This window comes from Pseudoalteromonas sp. 2CM37A (assembly GCF_023161885.1).
GTDB classification, from domain to species: domain Bacteria; phylum Pseudomonadota; class Gammaproteobacteria; order Enterobacterales; family Alteromonadaceae; genus Pseudoalteromonas; species Pseudoalteromonas atlantica.
Map to the genome: position 1 here is coordinate 82,351 of NZ_JALNTJ010000009.1, position 18,983 is coordinate 101,333.

At 41.2% G+C, this 18,983-nt stretch carries 13 protein-coding genes; 6 read left to right on the forward strand and 7 right to left on the reverse strand.

Going from position 1 to position 18,983, the window contains the following annotated elements; translation table 11 throughout:
• The first annotated feature begins 253 nt into the window (after positions 1–253).
• Both MTF68_RS16615 and MTF68_RS16620 read left to right on the forward strand, forming a co-directional pair.
• Entirely contained in the window at positions 254–1,198 is a 945-nt protein-coding gene (locus tag MTF68_RS16615) for a D-2-hydroxyacid dehydrogenase (protein WP_248463105.1), read from the forward strand.
• A gap of 295 nt (positions 1,199–1,493) precedes the next feature.
• Positions 1,494–1,874 (forward strand): DUF3192 domain-containing protein, encoded by a 381-nt coding sequence (locus MTF68_RS16620; protein WP_248463106.1) that lies wholly within the window; start codon positions 1,494–1,496, stop codon positions 1,872–1,874.
• Positions 1,875–1,966: 92 nt separating this feature from the next.
• Here the strand turns inward: MTF68_RS16620 and MTF68_RS16625 are convergent, their stop codons facing one another.
• The 3 genes from MTF68_RS16625 to MTF68_RS16635 all read right to left on the reverse strand — a co-directional run bounded on the left by MTF68_RS16625 (position 1,967) and on the right by MTF68_RS16635 (position 8,111).
• Positions 1,967–2,872 (reverse strand): diguanylate cyclase, encoded by a 906-nt coding sequence (locus tag MTF68_RS16625; RefSeq protein WP_248463107.1) that lies wholly within the window; start codon positions 2,870–2,872, stop codon positions 1,967–1,969.
• Positions 2,856–6,647, reverse strand: a complete 3,792-nt coding sequence (locus tag MTF68_RS16630) for an ATP-binding protein (RefSeq protein ID WP_248463108.1) — start codon at positions 6,645–6,647, stop codon at positions 2,856–2,858. The genes MTF68_RS16625 and MTF68_RS16630 overlap by 17 nt, the downstream gene beginning before the upstream one ends.
• Positions 6,648–6,713: 66 nt before the next feature.
• Complete coding sequence (locus MTF68_RS16635; RefSeq protein ID WP_004585867.1) at positions 6,714–8,111, reverse strand: PhoH family protein; 1,398 nt, start codon at positions 8,109–8,111, stop codon at positions 6,714–6,716.
• A 306-nt stretch (positions 8,112–8,417) separates the two neighbouring features.
• On the opposite strand from MTF68_RS16635, the gene rapA reads away from it, so the two are divergent.
• Positions 8,418–11,312 carry an RNA polymerase-associated protein RapA gene (gene rapA, locus MTF68_RS16640; RefSeq protein ID WP_248463109.1) on the forward strand — a complete coding sequence of 965 codons (2,895 nt, stop codon included), beginning with the start codon at positions 8,418–8,420 and terminating at the stop codon, positions 11,310–11,312.
• A 118-nt stretch (positions 11,313–11,430) separates the two neighbouring features.
• Here the strand turns inward: rapA and MTF68_RS16645 are convergent, their stop codons facing one another.
• On the reverse strand, positions 11,431–12,183 hold the full coding sequence (locus MTF68_RS16645) for a hypothetical protein (RefSeq protein ID WP_248463110.1): 753 nt from the start codon (positions 12,181–12,183) through the stop codon (positions 11,431–11,433).
• 167 nt (positions 12,184–12,350) lie between these two features.
• On the opposite strand from MTF68_RS16645, the gene rluA reads away from it, so the two are divergent.
• Positions 12,351–13,004, forward strand: coding sequence for a bifunctional tRNA pseudouridine(32) synthase/23S rRNA pseudouridine(746) synthase RluA (gene rluA / locus MTF68_RS16650; RefSeq protein WP_248463111.1), 654 nt, complete (start codon positions 12,351–12,353; stop codon positions 13,002–13,004).
• 81 nt (positions 13,005–13,085) lie between these two features.
• A complete protein-coding gene (locus MTF68_RS16655) occupies positions 13,086–14,030 on the forward strand; it encodes a DUF3530 family protein (protein WP_248463112.1) in 945 nt (314 codons plus the stop codon).
• Here MTF68_RS16655 and djlA read toward each other — a convergent pair.
• The 3 genes from djlA to MTF68_RS16670 are packed head-to-tail and all read right to left on the reverse strand — an operon-like array spanning position 14,013 to position 16,551.
• Positions 14,013–14,873 (reverse strand): co-chaperone DjlA, encoded by an 861-nt coding sequence (djlA, locus tag MTF68_RS16660; protein ID WP_248463113.1) that lies wholly within the window; start codon positions 14,871–14,873, stop codon positions 14,013–14,015. The genes MTF68_RS16655 and djlA overlap by 18 nt on opposite strands.
• A gap of 17 nt (positions 14,874–14,890) precedes the next feature.
• On the reverse strand, positions 14,891–15,553 hold the full coding sequence (murU, locus tag MTF68_RS16665) for an N-acetylmuramate alpha-1-phosphate uridylyltransferase MurU (RefSeq protein ID WP_096739101.1): 663 nt from the start codon (positions 15,551–15,553) through the stop codon (positions 14,891–14,893).
• Positions 15,550–16,551 carry a phosphotransferase gene (locus MTF68_RS16670; protein WP_248463114.1) on the reverse strand — a complete coding sequence of 334 codons (1,002 nt, stop codon included), beginning with the start codon at positions 16,549–16,551 and terminating at the stop codon, positions 15,550–15,552. Before MTF68_RS16670 ends, murU begins: the two co-directional genes overlap by 4 nt.
• A 101-nt stretch (positions 16,552–16,652) precedes the next feature.
• Here MTF68_RS16670 and lptD point away from each other — a divergent pair, with 101 nt between their 5' ends.
• On the forward strand, positions 16,653–18,905 hold the full coding sequence (lptD, locus tag MTF68_RS16675; RefSeq protein ID WP_248463115.1) for an LPS assembly protein LptD: 2,253 nt from the start codon (positions 16,653–16,655) through the stop codon (positions 18,903–18,905).
• Positions 18,906–18,983 lie beyond the last annotated feature (78 nt).

Below are 18,983 nucleotides of genomic sequence, written 5' to 3' on the forward strand. Positions count from 1 at the left end.
CGTTAATAAGGCTTGTTGACCTTTCAAAGGAAAGTGAGTTCAACCTCAAAAAATAAACAGGCCCCAGCGATATAGCCCGCTAAAATATCATGTTATTTATATTTGAGTGGGCAGACCAGCCAATTTAAACTTTTATCAGCAACCTGACTTTTTGTACTAAGCATTTGGTAGTAATAGCATTAACAAAGGTGTGTATTCGTAGTACCTTAAACGCTCTTGCCATTTTACGGTACGCATTTAGATAGGACACACAATGAAAATCACCATTCTCGATAACGCTACTTTAGCTAAAACCTCGTTAACTTGCATTGAAGAACTAGGTGAGCTAACTACTTACGAACTTACGTCACCTGAGCAAGTTGTTGCTCACAGCGAAGGCGCTGACGTCCTTATTACCAACAAGGTTGTGCTAAATCGCGATACGATAAGCCAACTTAAAACACTTAAGCTTATTTGCGTAAGTGCAACAGGCACTAATAATGTTGATTTAAACGCCGCTGAAGAATTTGGTATTGCCGTTACCAACGTAGCAGGCTACTCAACCCCTTCGGTTGTACAGCACACGTTTTCGTTAGTGACTAATTTATTAGGTAATACACACCGATACCAGCGCGACTGCCAGCAAGGCGCTTGGCAAAAAAGCGAGATGTTTTGCCGATTAGATTACAGCTTTAATGATTTACAAGGTAAAACATTTGCCATTATAGGTGGCGGAACGCTAGGTAAAGGTGTGGCGACAGTAGCGCAAGCTTTTGGAGCCAATGTAGTGGTTGCAGAGCGTAAAGGCGCCTCTTGTAGAGAAGGCCGTACACCTTTTGAAGAAGTATTAAAAACCGCTGATATAATTAGCGTGCACTGCCCGCTTACTGATGAAACACGTGATTTAATTTCGTTAGATGAGCTAAAAATGATGAAACCCAGCAGTATTATTATCAATACCGCCCGTGGTGGCATTATAAATGAAGCCGACTTAGCCACAGCCCTAGAGCAAAATTTAATTGCCGGTGCGGGTGTTGATGTACTAACTAAAGAGCCGGCAGAGCCTTCTAACCCGCTGGCTAATTACACAGGCGAAAACTTGCTTCTTACACCTCACATTGCATGGGCCAGCACAGAGTCAATCGTACGCTTAATTAATGAAGTAAGCCTAAATATTGCAGCCTTTACTAACGATGAGTCTCGTAACCGCTTGGTATAATAACAATTTGCAATAATAATTAGCCGCATTGAGGCTAGGTTTTACCTGCCTCAAAGTGCCTTATTCTATTTAGTAAATAGCTGTAACGTGTTTTGACTATGCTAAATAAACGCAGGCTAGCTTAATCGTTAAAAAACCTAAAAAGTGGCTGTTTTTGCTAATGATTTTTATAATTAATCACTTAGAAACAGCCACCACAATCTAACCCTATGAATTTTATAACTTTGTTATATTGGCCTATTACTTGCTCCTGATAAGTAAATAATTAAATTAAAACTCATCAAGGACTATAACAATGAAAAAATCACTTTTAGCTGCTGCACTTATTGCTCCATTTTTAACAGGCTGTGTTATTGCCGTATCAGATGGCGAAGCAGAAACGCACTGGGCAGGTAACGACTCATCAAGCTGGCAACATCAGCATAAAAAAAACCGCGAAGCGATTGCAGATTTGACAATGGATAGCAGCTATCAATCTGTTTTAGCGCAATTAAAAACACCAAACTTTACCGAGCTATTGAAAAAAGACGATGATGTGTATCAGGTACTGTTTTACGTGACTAACAGCATTCACTCTGATGGCAAAACAACAAAAGATGAATGCACGCCATTGGTATTTAAAAATGATAAATTGGTAGGTATTGGTGAAAACGCACTGGGCATGATCACAAAATAACAACGCGCTAGTAGCGTAAAGTCGCCCCGCTAGGTAATAACATTAACGTGTGGGGCCGATTTAAATAACGCTTTAATATAAACACAGCTACATTATAAGTTAAGCGCAACCACCTGATCGCGCCCTGCATCTTTTGCGGCATATAGCCCTAGGTCTGCTTGTTCGAGTAAGGCTTGTTCGGCACTTGCATTGCCGTTTTCCATACTGGCAATGCCAATACTGATTGTTATGTGATCTGCATTTAATGAAGCTTTGTGCTCTATATTGAGGCTGTTTACCGCTTTTCTTAACTTTTGGGCAAATGCTAATGCCTGTTGTTTATTAACATCGGGTAATACCGCAGCAAACTCTTCCCCCCCGTAGCGGGCAATAAAGTCAGTACTACGCTCACATTGCGCTGCTAACGCTTGGGCAACCTGCTTTAAACACTCATCCCCCGCTCGGTGGCCATAGCAATCGTTGTAACGCTTAAAGTGATCTATATCTACTAATAAAACAGACAAACACGAGCCATTACGTTTACTTCTGCGCCATTCACGAGAGAGGTTTTCATCTAAATAACGCCTATTGGGTATTTCCGTTAAACCGTCTATTGAGGCAAGCATTTCTAACAAATCATTTTTTTGCTTGATCAGTAATTGGTTGCGTACCCGCACTTTGACTATAGACGCATTAAAGGGTTTAGTGATGTAATCCATTGCACCTAATTCAAGTCCTTTTGCTTCATCGGTGTGGCTATTATTAGCCGATATAAACACAATAGGAATAGGCTGAGTAATAGGGTTTTCTTTAAGCTGTACAAGCACTTCATAACCATCAATGCCTGGCATCACCACATCTAAAATAATTAAATCGACCTGATTAGATTTAATAAAGGTGAGCGCTTTTTCGCCGCTTTCGACTAAAAATACGTCATGCTCCGTGCCCAGTGTTTTTTCAAGCACCAGCCGGTTAAGGGGATCATCATCCACAATCAGTATTTTAGCTTTTTTCGACATCCCGTCCCCCTAAGGTTTCAATAAATATAATCACTTGCTTTAGCTGAATGATTAGCTCTTTTAAAGTGTGCTGAAGCGGCTCGTTAGTTGTTTTAAGGTGCGTTTCACATTGTTTTGCACACAATGAAAGCCTAATAAAACCTAAGTTACCCGCCACGCCTTTAATGCTATGCACTAAGCGTACCACTTCATCTCGCTGGGTGTTTTCTTCAATTTGTTCTAACTGCGTTTCACACAGCTTCGCAAACTTTCCGACCATGGTTGCCAGTAAATTTTCATCAAAATTAAACTGGGTGAGCGCAAAGCTTTGGTCATAAAACTTAGGTTTTATAAAGTCTACGTCTCTAATTGCATCTAACAGCACAGCTGCAACCACAGGTTTAGTTAAATGCTTATTCATGCCGCTACTAAGTGAGCGCTCAACATCTGCAGGTTCACAATGTGCTGTTAAAGCAAAAATAGGCAGCTGGCGCGCGTCAAACTGTTGGCGAATCAATTGCGTTGCTTGGCAACCATCAATATGCGGCATTTGCACGTCCATCAAAATTAAATCTGGTTTTAATATTTGTAGCAGCTCTATTGCATCTGGCGCATTGGTAACCGTTATTACATTTATATGGGCCTGTTTTAGCACACTGCTAATAATGTCTAAATTAAGCGGGTTATCATCAACCGCCATAATAAGTAGACCCGATATATCTTTTTTTACTTCTTCATTATTTTCAGCGGCTTTAGGTGGCTCCGCCCCCGCATTAGCATTTAAGCTAATCAAGCGCTGAGCTAACGCCGTAGCTTTAACATGTTGTGCGTTAATTTGCGTAGTACAAGGCAATGCTAAAGTGTGTTCGTGATTCACCACAACCACAGGGTATGAGTTGCCACTGAGCGTTTCGTGTATAGATTCAACCTTTAATAAATCGTTCAATGTGGTTTCATCAATAATCAGTTGCTGTGCATCAGCAAGCTTTATTGGGTAGCGAAGCGCCTCTTCTAAATCAATAGCTACCACTTGTGAGTAGGCATTAACCACTTCGTTTAGCTGTACAGTGTCATCGCTCACAATGGCTAATGTATTAGGTATAAATACACTATTTTTAGCCGTATCTACCGCAAGCGCTAGAGTAAAGAAAAACTCACATCCACGGCCTTTGTCGCTATTAATTGCAATTTCGCCGCCCATTAAGGCTACACCATGTTTAACTATAGCAAGTCCAAGCCCGACCCCTTGGTGAATACGCGTAGAAGATTCATCGCCTTGAGTAAAAGCATCAAACAGTCGTCGTTGGTCAGCTTTAGCAATACCTACACCACTGTCTATTACGTGAAAACAAATACGTTGCTGATCTAAAACGTCATTTTCTTCAAGCACCATTTTTAAGGTAATACTGCCTTTATTAGTAAACTTAACGGCATTGGTAAGTAAGTTACCTAATATTTGTTGCAAACGTATTGAATCCCCCACCAGCGCGGGGTTAATGAGTGGATCTATTTCAATATTAAAGCTTAACCCTTTGTTTTGGCACAATGGCGCTGTTAAGCTCTCACAAATATCAATCAGTTCAACTAAGCAAAAAGGCACCGGTTTAATTTGCGCTTGCGCACTTTCTACACGGGCAAAATCGAGCATTCTGTTTAGCATTAATAATAAGCTTTGTGCTGCGTTTTTAGCCTGCTTAGTTTGTTGCAGCTGCTTATTTTTTAAGCCTTGCTCTACTATCATATCTAACAGCCCTAACACAGCGTTAAGAGGGGTGCGGATCTCATGGCTTAGATTAGCAATAAAGCGGCTTTTAGCTATTGTTGCGCGTTCTGCGTCATGCTTAGCTTTAGTCAGCGCACTTACATCTTGAATATGAATAACATAATAAGAGGGATCACGGTTTTCATCCCACACCAGCGACACACTCAGCTGCAGCCAACTTGTTAGTTTTCCTTGTGAGAGCGTTAAATGATAAACCCGTTTTTTATCATCTAATAAGTGACAAAGCGCATTTTTTATTTCTTGCCACTGCGCCTCATCAAACAGCATTTTTAGTGGCTCACCAGTTAAAATATCTTGCTGTGAAAATAACTTACGAGCCGCTTTGTTAACTTGCAATATGGTGTGCTCAAGCGAAAGTAACACCACACTGTTTGCTGCAAACTCTATTGCACTTCTAAATTTAGATTCTGACGCTTTTAACGCCGATAGAGTTTGCTGCTGCTCAGTAATGTCTCGCCCAATTCCCATAGTGCCTAACAAGTGCTGGTGCTCGTTATAAAATGGGGCAATCGTTAATTGATACGATTTGTCGGTGCTATCTATGCGTTGCTCAATGCTACTTTTGGTTTGTAAAACTTGCTTTTCTAGTAGGCTTAACTGTAAATCGTCGCTGTCTAAATCTTCAATACGCTTACCGACTAGGATGGCTTGCTCTTTGCCTACATAGGCTTCAAATGCTTTATTACAACCTAAAAATGAGCCATCAATATTTTTAAAGTAAATAAGATCAGGCACACTATTTAGCATTGTATTTAATAGCGCTAGGTGTCGCTCTTTTGCTTCGTAGCTGCGTTTTAGCTTTTGAGATTGCAGCTGTAACTGATCATCGAGTTCTTTATTAGCTTCTTGGAGCGACTCAACTAACTGTGCATTTTTATCAAACACATATTTAACGCGAGAAAACCAAGGCTGCCAATTTAAAGGGATGGGGTAATTAGAAAGCGCGGCTTTAGGGGCATCATTTTGTTCAAAATATTGCATTAAATGAGTCATTGGCCTAACAAAAATACGTTGGCTTAACCAAAAAAATACCGCAAACATTAAGCTTAAAAATAACGTTAAAAACGCAAACTCTAAAAGAACTTCATACCTAATTGGCGTGATCACTTTTATTTGCGGCTCATAAAAGGCGGCATGAATGGGCAGGTTCCCCATTGCTTGCATAAAAAACTGCGCATTTTTGTTATTAACTAAGTTTATTTTTTCATTGTTATGGGCTAATTCAGGCCAATAATCTTTTAAGGCTGTTGCTTCATTTAACTGCTTAACAGAGCTGGCTATCACTTGATGCGACTGGTTCATAAACACATATTCGCCTTCGCTTGGTGCCACCTTTTTAAGCCAGCTAGACATGGCCTCTAAATCGTATATTAAAATGATGTAGTCTGACGAATTAGGTTGTTTTTTACGGCCAATAGCAAAATAAGCGCTATCGCGTATTTTAACAATGGCGCTTGAGGTAAGCTGGCCAGGTATAAATGTGGGCTTAAAATTACCATTTAAAATTTTATTAAGCATAGTGCTTTGGCTTTTATTACGCCTTACCACATAGGCAAACCCCGAATCATCAACATAGGCAACAGCCGATAACGATTGCATAAGCGATAACGCGGTATTAAACGTTGGGCTTAGGGTTGTAGCTTGCTGCCATTGGATCAACGCCCGGTTAGAAAAAGCAAACTGCCCTTTACCGACTATTTCGCCTTGGCGCTCGCTAAAGTGGCGGTAGTAGTAATTGTCGTATTGATTAATACCTTCTAGTAAGTTGCGATTGAACTGCTCAACACTAGGCTGCTGATACGATATAAAGGCATTGTCAAAAAAGTCATTTACCGAGCTCATTATATGGCTAACTTGAGCCGACACTTGCTCAAAATCGGCTTGACGTTTTTCTATGGCGCGCTCAACTTTTATATTATACAAGTGCAAACACAGTAAAAATGCCACAAATAAGGGAACAAATAATGCTACAAATAAAGAGCGGTAATAGTCTTTTAGAGGTAAAAATTTCAACGTTTTGCCTAAGTTTTGGCCCGATAGTCAGCCACTAGACTATCGAGCCAAATTGTTCTGCGCAAGTTATAAATTTTCTTCTGCAAAGGAGGCTAAACGGCTGCGCACTACCCCGTTTAAATTAACTGTTGCACTGCCTTCAAAGTCTTTAAAACGCTCAACAATATAAGTAAGGCCGGAGGTAACGGGGGTTAAGTAGTTACTATCTATTTGCGCTAAATTACCGCTACAAATTAGTTTTGTTCCCTCGCCACAACGGGTAATAATAGTTTTAAGCTGAGATGCCGTTAAGTTTTGGCTCTCATCCAAAATTACCACTGCATTTTGAATACTACGCCCACGCATAAAGTTCACCGACTTAAACTGTACATTGGCTTTTTCCATTATGTAATTGCGACTCGAAATTGGGTTCTCGTCTCCTTTGTGTAGTACCTCTAAGGTGTCGGTAATTGCAGCTAACCACGGCGCCATTTTTTCTTCTTCGGTACCGGGTAAAAAACCGATAGACTCAGCTATTTCGGGGGTATTACGCGTTACAATGACCTTGTCGTAAATACCTCGCTCAATCACCATTTCAAGCGCACTGGCCAGTGCCAGTAATGTTTTACCGCACCCAGCTGGACCGGTTAAAATAACCAGCTCAATACTAGGGTCAAGCAAAGCGTCGAGAGCCATACCTTGGTAAATATTTTTAGGTTTTACGCCCCACGCTTGCTGGTGCATTAAACGCTCAACACTAATATCTTTTAATTTAATACGCTCGTTATCGTAAGATTTGACCCGCGCAGCAAAGTGCTCGCTGCCATCAAGTATGTACTCATTGCAAAACACATCTGGAATTAAGTTTTTAGCCACATAATGAAACGTATCACGGCCGTGCTGCTGTGTTTCGCATTGCCCTACGTGCTGCCAAAAATCGCCCTCTATTTTTTTATAGCCGCTAGTTAATAAAGCAATATCATCGATTAATTGGTCGGTACGGTAATCTTCAACATATTTAAGGCCTGCACCTTTTGCTTTAAGGCGCATGTTTATATCTTTTGTCACTAATACAATTTTTGAATCGCTGTGCTGTTTTTGTAAATACACGGCGCAGTTAATAATGCGGTGGTCGTTTTCATCCCCCGGTAAACCAGAAATAGAATCTGCAAAAAGATGGTCATTAACAATAATGAGCGTACCGGTTGAATTGGCATTTGCCTTTTTATTGCTAGGCAGTGCAACACCCTGCAACATTTGCTCTGGAGTTGCATCTTTTAGTACCTCATCTAAGCCGCGAATAGCCACTCGTGCATCACGGCTTACGTCGTGTTTTCTATCTTTAATGTGGTCAAGCTCTTCTAAAACAGTCATGGGAATGACAACGTTATGTTCTTGGAAAGACAAATAAGCGAGGGGTTCGTGGAGTAATACATTGGTGTCTAGCACATACATTTTACTTTCAAGGTTCGAAGCTTTTTCCATAGCACTTTCCTTACGTTTTATGATTTTTATGCTATACCAAAATAACTAAGTAAAACGGGCCTAAATTCAAACCTGCAATACTTAATTGCTAAGGCATAATCTAAGTTTAGTCTATTTGTCATAAAAGTCCGTTTTATTACAAACACGATATAGTTTTTATTTACCTAAAAAAGAGCCATTTGTTAGCACTGTTAATGGGATTAATTCGCACTTATAAAATTAATTAAAAGTGAGTCAAATAGCGCCTTGCAGTGGTGTTATGTAACAGGTAACATAGCCGCCTTTTTCTTCATAGACGAGACATACATGAATTTTTCCTTAGGTCAGCGTTGGATCAGTGATACAGAGTCAGATTTAGGATTAGGCACAGTAGTTGCCATTGAAGGCCGCCAGGTCAGCATTTTATTTCCTGCCAGTGGTGAAAACCGTGTTTATTCTAGTGCAGAAGCACCGGTTACCCGTGTGGCATTTAATCCAGGTGATGTGATCAAAAGCGTTGAAGAATGGGAATTAGAAGTAGAGTCTATTGAAGTGCAAGGTGAACTACTTTGCTACGTAGGTACTCGCGTTGATACCGGCGAAGAAGCAAAGCTAAAAGAAACCTTTTTAGATCATTTTATTAAGTTTAATAAACCGCAAGATCGTTTATTTGCAGGCCAAGTAGATCGCTTTGATCGCTACACCTTACGTTACCAAACTTGGCAACACCAATTTGAGCGCCAGCAATCGCCTATTAAAGGCCTAATTGGCCAGCGCGCTAACCTTATTCCGCATCAGCTTTATATTGCACAAGAAGTAGGTAAACGTTTTGCCCCACGTGTACTGCTCTCAGATGAAGTAGGCCTTGGTAAAACCATTGAAGCCGGCATGATTTTACACCAACAAATCATTAGTGGCCGTGCTAGCCGTGTACTCATTGTGGTGCCAGAAAACCTGCAGCACCAATGGTTAGTAGAAATGCTACGCCGCTTTAATTTACGTTTTTCTATTTTTGATGAAGAGCGCTGCGACGAAGCCTTTGCAGACTCGCCAAACGTATTTGATACCGAGCAGCTAGTACTTACCAGCCTTGAGTTTTTAACCAAGAAAAAACGCTGGTTTGAACAAGCAACACTTGCTGATTGGGATTTATTAGTTGTTGATGAAGCTCACCACCTGAGTATTAACAATGGTAAGCCGAGCACCGAATATCAGCGCATGGCTGAGCTTAGCCAAGATATTCCGGGTCTTATTCTATTAACAGCAACGCCTGATCAACTTGGTCACCGTAGCCACTTTGCCCGCTTGCAATTGCTCGACCCAGATAGATTTTACGACTACGACGTATTCAAAGAAGAAGAAGCTAATTACAAAGACGTTGCCGAAGCGGCAAATCAGCTACTGCAAGCACAAGCCCTTGATGATACAGCCAAAGCCACACTCATTGAGCTATTAAAAGAAACCGATATTACCGATGTGCTTGAAAAAGCTCAGCAAGGTGATTTACCGGCGCGTAAAGAAATACTTAACATGCTGCTTGATCGCCATGGCACAGGTCGTATTTTGTTTAGAAACAGCCGCAGCGGAATTGATGGCTACCCTAGCCGTAAATTACATGCTTACCCAATGGCACTGCCAAAGCAATATAAAACAGCAATGTCAGTACTTGGCAGCATGAGCGGTATACAAAGTGCAGAGTTAAGCGCACAACGCGCGCTGTTTCCAGAGAAAATCTTTCAAGAGTTTGAAGGTGAAAGTGCAAGCTGGGGCGCATTTGATCCACGTGTAGATTGGTTAATCGAAACACTTAAAACCCTAAAGCACGAAAAAGTACTGCTTATTTGTGCCAAAGCCGAAACCGCTATTAGCCTTGAGCAAATTTTGCGTGAGCGTGAAGCAATAAAAGCATCTGTGTTCCACGAGGGCATGTCGATTATAGAGCGTGACCGCGCAGCCGCCTTTTTTGCCGATGAATACGACAATGCACAAATACTGCTGTGTTCAGAGATTGGCTCAGAAGGACGTAACTTCCAGTTTTCGCATCACTTAGTGTTATTTGATTTACCACTAAACCCTGACTTACTTGAACAACGTATCGGCCGATTAGACCGTATTGGGCAAACAAAGGATGTTAATATTCATGTGCCGTATTTTGAAAATACAGCGCAAGAAGTATTACTGCGTTGGTACAACGAAGGCCTTGATGCATTTGAAAGCACATCTACCACTGGCCAGCTATTGTATAAAGAATTTAGTGAAGACCTACTTGATTACATTGCTGCCCATAATTGTGATGAAGAAGAGCTCGACCCTCTACTTGAGCAAGTAGCCAAGCAAAATGCCTTGCTACGCAAACAAATGGAAAGTGGCCGTGACCGTTTATTAGAGCTGCATTCATCTGGCCAAGGCGCTGCCGATTCATTGGTTGAAGAAATTGAAGCACTTGATAACCAATTTGAGTTACCAAGTTACATGATCAACGTATTCGACACATTTGGAGTAAGCCAAGAAGACAAAGGCGAAAACACCATTATTTTAAAGCCAACAGAGCATATGCTAAGTGCATCGTTCCCAAGCTTAAAAGAAGATGGCATGACGGTTACCTTTGACCGCGATACCGCCCTTTCGCAAGAAGACGTGCATTTTATTAGCTGGGATCATCCTATGGTGCAAGGCACAATGGACATGATTTGTGATGATGACTTTGGTAGTGCCTCTGTTGCTTTACTTAAAAACAAAAAATTACCACCAGGTACCTTTTTTGTTGAGCTAATATTTGTAGCCGAAGCTATGGCACCAAAAGCCCTGCAAGTAGGTCGCTTTTTACCGCCAACGCCTATTCGCATATTACTTGATAAAGCCAGTAATAACCTCGGCGAAAATGTGGCGTTTGATAGCTTTAACCAACAGCTTTCAGCCGTTGGTCGTCAAACTGCAAGTAAATTAGCAGGCGCTTTACAAGGTGCGGTTCATCCAATGATCAATACCGCAAAAGACATGGCTCAGCAACAGCTTGAGGTTATACGCAGTGCGTCACTTGAAAAAATGCAAAGCACCTTAGGTGAAGAGCAAGCTCGCCTTGAAGCGCTTAAGCAAATTAACCCTAATATTCGCCAAGAAGAGATTACCTTCTTCGATAAGCAGCGCAGCGAGCTGACAACGCATATCGAAAAAGCCCAGTTAAAACTTGATGCGATACGCTTAATCGTAGTTTCACACTAAGACTAAAGCCGTCAGCTATAAGCTGTCAGCCGTTAGTAAAAAATTGAAAATGACAGCTTAATAAAGCGCGGTAATTATACCGCGCTTTATATTCTAGAAGCATGCGATAAAAAGCTACTTAGTCTAGATATTTTTCAGCAATTTTTATCGTTTTATAAACCAGCTCATCATTAATTGCTCCCTTTTGGCTAGGGTGACACATTATTGCAAGGTAAATATTCTTTCCAGACACCTTCTTGCTCATAAGCCATGATCCTGTCGATTTCCTTGCTTTATTAAAGCCAGATTTAATATCATTATCCAAAATATCAAGAGCGTCTCCGACCTGCATATTATTATTTTCTAATGACTCAACAAGATGCTTCATATTTTCACTTTTAGAGTACATTTCCATTCTATCACTAGGTATTAATTCTACATGAGAATGATCATACCCCTTCAGAGTCTTACCTACTAATGGTGATAACTGATGTTTGGATAAGCTGCTTTTCGCATTTTCAATTTCTTCAACTTTTTTTATCACATTATCATGAAGCAATTGAATATAAAAATTTTTATTCTTAGTACCCAAGTAACTTGTCAGTAAATGCATTATATAAATTTGACTAACCAAGAACTTTGACATTGAGTATTTATTAGTCTGTGGGAGTGCTGAGACTGCTTTTTTAATCCAGTTTTCCGCGTCTTCCATACCTAAAAAAAACTCTACTTTACTACCTAGAGTTAAAGTTATATCTTCAGGTAAAGTAGACCCAAGCTTATGGCTCAACATACGGGCAATAAGGAGGTCTATTTCGGCCTGTTCAGGGTTTTTTCTATCATTAACAAACTTACTAATTGTTCGTTTTATATCTTTAGAGTTTCCCACCATCTTTTCATTTCCCTATACTACAACCACATTCAGAATTTCAAACCTAATGAAAGGTAACAGTAAATTTATATCAATTACAAAAGTGCGCAATTAAACTTTTATCTTTTCCTTGAGCCTTTGCTCTCGCTCCCCTAAAATAGCGCCCTGCAAAATTACTGAGGTCGGCCGTGTTAGTTAATTACAATCCCCCAATGAGTCCGTATTTAACAATACTGCACCAAGATGACGACTTGCTCATCGTTAATAAACCCAGCGAACTTTTAACCGTCCCAGGTAAAGATCCAAAACATGCCGATAGCTTAATTAATCGCGTTAACCGTGTTTTTCCTACAGCTAAAATAGTGCACCGCCTAGATATGGCAACGTCAGGCATACTTTGCCTTGCTATGAATAAGGCAGCTCATAGGCATTTAAGTATGCAGTTTCAAGAACGTGAAACTGCAAAACGCTATATTGCACGTGTTTACGGCCAACTTGAGCAAGATACCGGATCGGTTGATTTGCCACTTATATGTGATTGGCCTAATCGCCCTAAGCAAATGGTTGATTATGAAAACGGTAAACCCTCGCTAACCCACTTTAAAATACTTGCACAAGAAGCGGGCGCAACACGTGTAGAGCTCACGCCAATTACTGGGCGCTCGCACCAATTACGCGTGCACATGCTAAGCCTTGGCCACCCAATACTGGGCGATAGACTTTATGCCCATAAAGAGGCCCTAGCCGCGGCGCCACGTTTACAACTACATGCGCAAATGTTGCAACTAAAACACCCCGTGACCGAGCAAGTACTGACCTTTGAGGTAGAGCCCGACTTTTAATAGGTAAAGCCCACAAAGTTAGTACTAAACTTTTACCTTAGCGCGCCGATACTTAGTTATTACTCACGTTTTGGGCTTACTATGATATCTGCGCAGCTAATCAAAAAAACGCTACAAAGTCTATGTTGTTGCTCTGCGTTATGCTTAAGCGCATATGCCAGTGCTGCAGAGCATATAGCCCCACCTTCTTTATCAAGTATCGAAAATAGCGATATAAAACGTCTACTACCCAATGATGAAGTTAAACCCATACTTGCTGGCGATACAGAGTTCTTAAGCTTGTATAGCGAATACATGAGCCGCGATTTTAGAGGTATTGTATTACTCATCCCTGATTGGAATTCTACCCCCACCAGCAATGCTGGCATGAGTTACCTGCGAAAAGAGCTTACTAATTTAGGTTACACAACCTACGCCATGACAGTACCCGATATAGATTGGCAAGCAAGTAACATGGCTTCACAAGCAGCTGCCCAATCAAGCACGCAAGCGCAAAATGAAGATCCAACAAAAACGGCGCAAAGTAACAGCGACGGTGCTGTTACAACGGCTCAAGAGCCACACTTTGTTAGTGCCATTGATTTGGTGAGTAATGAGGTACTAAGTCATTATAAAACTAATTTAATAATGCGTTATGAGGCGCTCTATCAAAACGCGATGAGCGAGCCAAATAATATTGTCGTCATAGCACAAGGTACCAGTGCGGGAGTATTGCTAGAATACTATGCCGATTTTCCTGACTCGCGAATAGATGCGTTTATAAGCTTAAGTAGTTATTTACCTAATACACAGCGCAATAAAGGTTTAGCGCAAACCACATCGCTGGTGGCACCCGCCTTGCTTGATATTTACTATGCAAATGACAATACCGATATACTTATGAGCCTTAAAAACCGCCAGCGCTGGGTAAATCGAAATGCTAAATTTGATTACCGCCAGCGCCAACTCTTTGGCCTGCGCGATGCGCCAGAGCAGCATGCACGGTTAACTAAAGTGATAGACGGTTTTTTACGCCGCCTTTTTTAAATACTCGTAAGCCGCTTGAATATCTTGGCTTTTTTTAACTGCTACTTCCATCATGTGTTTAGGCAGCCCTTGAGAGACTAATTTATCAGGGTGATGCTGCGCCATTAATTTACGATACGCTACTTTAATATCTCGTTGCGTCGCGTCACTACTTAACCCTAATAAAGCCAAGGCCTGTGAGCGGTTCATGCTGTTATTAGGGGGCACATGATGACCAGAGCCTTCACGGTAACTGCTACTTTGACCTTGCTGCTGTTGTCTATACTGTTGTTGCTGCTGTCTAAAACTAAATTCAGCTTGGTAACGCTTAAGAATAAAAGCAAAATGAGTTTTAGAAATACCTAATTGCTTACTTACCTCTTGTAACAGCTGTTTTTCTTGCTTTGCGAGCACGCCATCAGAAAACGCCATTTGAATTTGAATTTCTAAAAACAGCTGCAGTAAGTCGTAACGTTTTGCAAAGCGTTCTTTAAAGTCGTGTACTGTTTCTTTAATCGAAAAGTCGCTGTCTTTACCTGATTGAAATGCATGCTGAGCTTCGCGGCGCTCATCGCCCTTTAGCCCCATTTCATCCATAAACATACTTGCCGCTTTTATATGCACCTCGCTTACGCGACCGTTCGACTTTGCAATATGCCCCATAACCGCAAAGCAGCTCGAAAAAAACAACGCTTGGCGCTCGTTTACATCATCACCTTTAAACAAACCTGAAAAGCCCCCGGCTTTATCAAAATCGTTTTTTAAGCTTTTATCAAATAAATGGCCGAGGTATAAACCTAAAATGGCACCAAAAATTTTGCCAAACATAAAGCCAAAACAAAAACCGAGTATTTTTCCCCACATCTAATTAACTGCCTCTATTAAAGTGTGTTTTGTATGCGCTCGTTGAGCTGCGCGAGTCGCTGTGGTGTGCCGATATCGTCCCACTGACCAATATAAAGCTCAGTTGAGATAACCTGTTGGGCGAGTTTTTCTCGCAATATTGGCCCAAGCGGGCGTATGCCAGGCTCTAAACCTTTAAAAAAATTAGCGTGGTAACGGCTAATTCCCGAAAATGTATACTTTTGACTCTCAGCCGATAAGTGACTTAACGCAAAATCCCCTTTTTCGTTATGAGGTGGGTTTTCTACTAACACTATGTGGGCCTCGCCGTCTTGCAGGTGCAATTGTGTAAGCGCACTCACATCGTAATCTGTGTATACATCGCCATTAATTACAATAAATTGCTCACCTAGTAATGGCAGCGCCTGAATAATTCCGCCTGCGGTTTCAAGGCCGCCCTCAGCCTCTTGGCTATATTCAATGCGCACACCAAACTCAGCGCCATTTTTAAAATAGCTTTTTATTTTATCCCCTTGCCAAGCTAGGTTTATAACAATGTTAATAATGCCAGCGGCTTTAAGGTTATTAATATGGTGCTCAATCAGCGGTTTCCCCGCCACTTTTAGCATAGGTTTAGGCATAGCTTGTGTAAGCGGCATCATTCGCTGGCCGCGACCGGCAGCTAAAATCATGGCTTTCATGTGCGCTCCTTAGCTAATTTTAGTGTTACCTGTGGTATTACAGTGCTACTTACCCACTCACTTAAAGCTGCAAGCTCTGGATAGGTTTTTGCAACATCAACTATGTAATCCAACGTCGGTAAAATATTATCAAGGTAGCCGGTTTTACCATCGCGTAAATAGAGCCGACAAAATATTCCCGCTGCCTTTAAATGGCGCTGAATACCCGTTAAATCAAACCACTGTTTAAACTGCTCAAAAGAAATATCTGTTATTAATTTTTGCGCTGTAAATTCTTCATACCCGTACTCAAGCAGCTGATTAAGCTGTGCTTGTGGCAACTTAAAGTAGCAATCGCGTAGCAGCGACACTAAGTCATAACACAGCGGCCCGCGCACGGCATCTTGGTAATCTATAATTGCCCACTGCTCATTGCTATACATAATATTACGGCTGTGATAATCACGATGAACCGTGACCGTAGGCTGCGCTAGCATGGCGTTCGTTAATAGCTCACAGCTTTGCTGCCAAAGCGTTTGTTGCTCAGTATTTAATGTTAAGCTAATAAAATCAGTAACCAGCCATTGGCTAAAAATATTCAGCTCAAGGTGAATAAATTCTTTATTATAATTTTGCATAGCTGCTGATTCAGGGGTTTTGGCCCAGCTTGCCGCTAAACGGATTAATTGCTTGTAATATTCATCTCTATTTGGCTCATCGAGCTTATCGGCTAAGTGTGTATTTCCTAAGTCACTTAACACAAAAAAGCCTTGTTCTTCATCGCTTGCAATTATTTTAGGCAATAAAAAGCCGTTGTCGGTGAATACTTTATTAAGAGAGATATACGGAGCGTTATTTACTTTTTGTGGGTCGGAGTCCATCACAATAAACGCTTTTCCGGCACAGCTTAAACGGTAATAACGGCGAAAGCTGGCATCCCCAGTAATGGCTACTAAGGAGTGTGGTTTAGCATCAAAGTGCGTATTTATAAATAGTTGTAAATTATCAAAGCGTGTCATTATATAAGATGTCTATTTTTATAGGTCAATTACTGTATTTGCCATTGTTTTCCTTTATTATGTCTAGCTTATAATAAACCAAAGAGCATTAAGGTCGATAAATGAGCAAAACCTGGGGCATATTGATGCTAGGCGTAATTAGCGCACCATCGCTTGCCGAAACTGAACTGGCACACAATTTATGTGGCATTTCAATGCAAACCAGAGCTTGGCAACCTCTACCAAACTTAGCGGCAGGATCGGTTGATATACAAGCTGACGATGTAGAGCTCCTAGGCACACAAAGCGCTGAATTTACCGGCAATGTTGATATTAACACCCTTGATATGAGTTTGTCCGCACAAACTGCGCTTATAGATAAACAGCGCGGTTTACTTAATGCAACAGGCCCTATTACTTATCAAGACCGTGTAAGCCAAGTAAACAGCTCAGGTTTAAATGCCGATTTAAATAATTCAGAAATAAGCCTGCTAGGTGCCGATTACAGCTTAACAGCGCAACAAGGTAAAGGTGGCGCCGAAAAACTCACTGTCAACGAGTCTGGCTTATTGTTAATGAATGCAAGCTTTACTACTTGCCCAAGCGATACACCCGTGTGGGAAATAGAAGCCGACGAAATTAACCTCTCTCGTGAAGAAGGCTGGGGCGAAACCTATAATGCCGTTTTACGTATTCTTGATACCCCCGTTTTATATTTACCTTATTTCACGTTTCCACTGGATGAGCGACGCAAGTCGGGCTTATTAACACCAAGCATTTCGAGCTCCGACCGTTACGGCCTTGAAACTGTTACGCCTTATTATTGGAATATTGCGCCTAATTTTGACGCCACTATTACACCACGTTATATGTCGCGCAAAGGCTTACAATTGCAAACTGAGTTTAGATACCTCACGGAGCAACATGAAGGCTTAGTCGGTATTGAGTATTTAGATAGCGATGATTCGGAGCCAAGCCTTGATGAGCGCTATATGTTTCATTGGCAGCAACAAAGCTATTTAAGTGAAGACTGGCGCGCCAATATTGATGTAACTAACGTCAGTGATGACAACTACATCACCGATTTAAGCTCTAATTACGCAAATAAAACCGATACCCAACTTTATCGTACCGGCTCTGTGACTCACCTTGGTGACACATGGCGTACCGATATTAAATTTCAAAACTTTGAAGTACTAGGCGATCACTTAGAGTCGTATGCCGCGGTTCCACAAATTAGCTTTACACAAACCGCCCCGTGGCGTTTTGATAACTTTGACTTTAGTTTGTCGGGTGAAGTAAGCCACTTTACCAACGACTCTTCAGAAATAGCCATCGACAGTGCTACCCGCGTACACGTCGAGCCAAAAGCGCGCTTTAACTACGCAACACATGCGTGGTCGTTTCTCTCAGAAGTGAGCTTATTGCAAACTAACTACAAACAAAGTGGTAATTTAACGGGCACTCAATATAGCGATAGCGTTTCGCGTACCTTGCCAAAAGTACGTTTGTACTCGCAGCTTAACTTTGAACGTGACACCTCGACTTTTTTTGAAGATGGTATTCAAACTCTTGAGCCACAAATACAGTATTTATATACCCCTAATAAGGATCAATCTGAGATAGGTCTATTTGACACCACCCGCCTACAGGATGACTTTTTTGGCCTATTTAGAGATACGCGCTTTTCGGGTGTAGACCGTATAGCCGCAGCTAACCAATTTACGTTAGGTGCAACAACACGCTTATTTGATAATAAACACGAAGAAGTGTTTAACTTTAGCGCGGGTCAAATTTTTTACCTAAACGACTCGGCTAAACCTACCGAGCAAGATTTAGACTCAGAGACAAACTACAACGCCCTTTTTGCAGCGCAAACAATGCTACATTGGCACCGCCGTTGGTACCTCTCAGCGGGTATGCAATACGACACGGATGGTAAGCAAATGATCCAGTCAAATGTCACCCTCGATTACAAAGGTGACAATAATGAGCTAGTTCAATTGAACCATCGCTATGCAAATGATGTCTCAGGAAATACAATCGAGCAAACGGGTGTATTTACAAGTATCCCAATTAGTGATCAGTGGCAATTTATTGCAAGCTACCACCGGGACCTTGAAAATAATCGAAGCATCGAATTTTTAAGCGGATTACAGTATGAATCATGCTGTTGGGCAATCCAAATTACTGGTCACCGTCAGATTGAAACCGATTTAAATCAGTCTATCGGGCAGCAACAAGCCACTTTTGATTCAGGTATTAGTTTAAACTTTGTATTAAAAGGACTTGGCAGTAAGAGCCGTTACGATGCACAAAAATTATTACAACAAGGTATTTTTGGCTACCGTAGACCGTATTTTCTTAATAATTAAGGCAAACGAGCAATTAAGGTGATACTTTAAAGCCCTAAAATGCAGTACGCCCTGTTTTAAAGCAGTACTATTAGAAGA

Bases quoted from the DNA above. Each gene is read 5' to 3' on its own strand.
- MTF68_RS16655 (WP_248463112.1), top strand. From the start codon at position 13,086: ATGATATCTGCGCAGCTAATCAAAAAAACGCTACAAAGTCTATGTTGT.
- djlA (WP_248463113.1), bottom strand. From the start codon at position 14,873: ATGTGGGGAAAAATACTCGGTTTTTGTTTTGGCTTTATGTTTGGCAAA.
- rapA (WP_248463109.1), top strand. From the start codon at position 8,418: ATGAATTTTTCCTTAGGTCAGCGTTGGATCAGTGATACAGAGTCAGAT.
- MTF68_RS16670 (WP_248463114.1), bottom strand. From the start codon at position 16,551: ATGACACGCTTTGATAATTTACAACTATTTATAAATACGCACTTTGAT.
- MTF68_RS16615 (WP_248463105.1), top strand. From the start codon at position 254: ATGAAAATCACCATTCTCGATAACGCTACTTTAGCTAAAACCTCGTTA.
- lptD (WP_248463115.1), top strand. From the start codon at position 16,653: ATGAGCAAAACCTGGGGCATATTGATGCTAGGCGTAATTAGCGCACCA.
- murU (WP_096739101.1), bottom strand. From the start codon at position 15,553: ATGAAAGCCATGATTTTAGCTGCCGGTCGCGGCCAGCGAATGATGCCG.
- MTF68_RS16620 (WP_248463106.1), top strand. From the start codon at position 1,494: ATGAAAAAATCACTTTTAGCTGCTGCACTTATTGCTCCATTTTTAACA.
- MTF68_RS16645 (WP_248463110.1), bottom strand. From the start codon at position 12,183: ATGGTGGGAAACTCTAAAGATATAAAACGAACAATTAGTAAGTTTGTT.
- MTF68_RS16635 (WP_004585867.1), bottom strand. From the start codon at position 8,111: ATGGAAAAAGCTTCGAACCTTGAAAGTAAAATGTATGTGCTAGACACC.
- MTF68_RS16625 (WP_248463107.1), bottom strand. From the start codon at position 2,872: ATGTCGAAAAAAGCTAAAATACTGATTGTGGATGATGATCCCCTTAAC.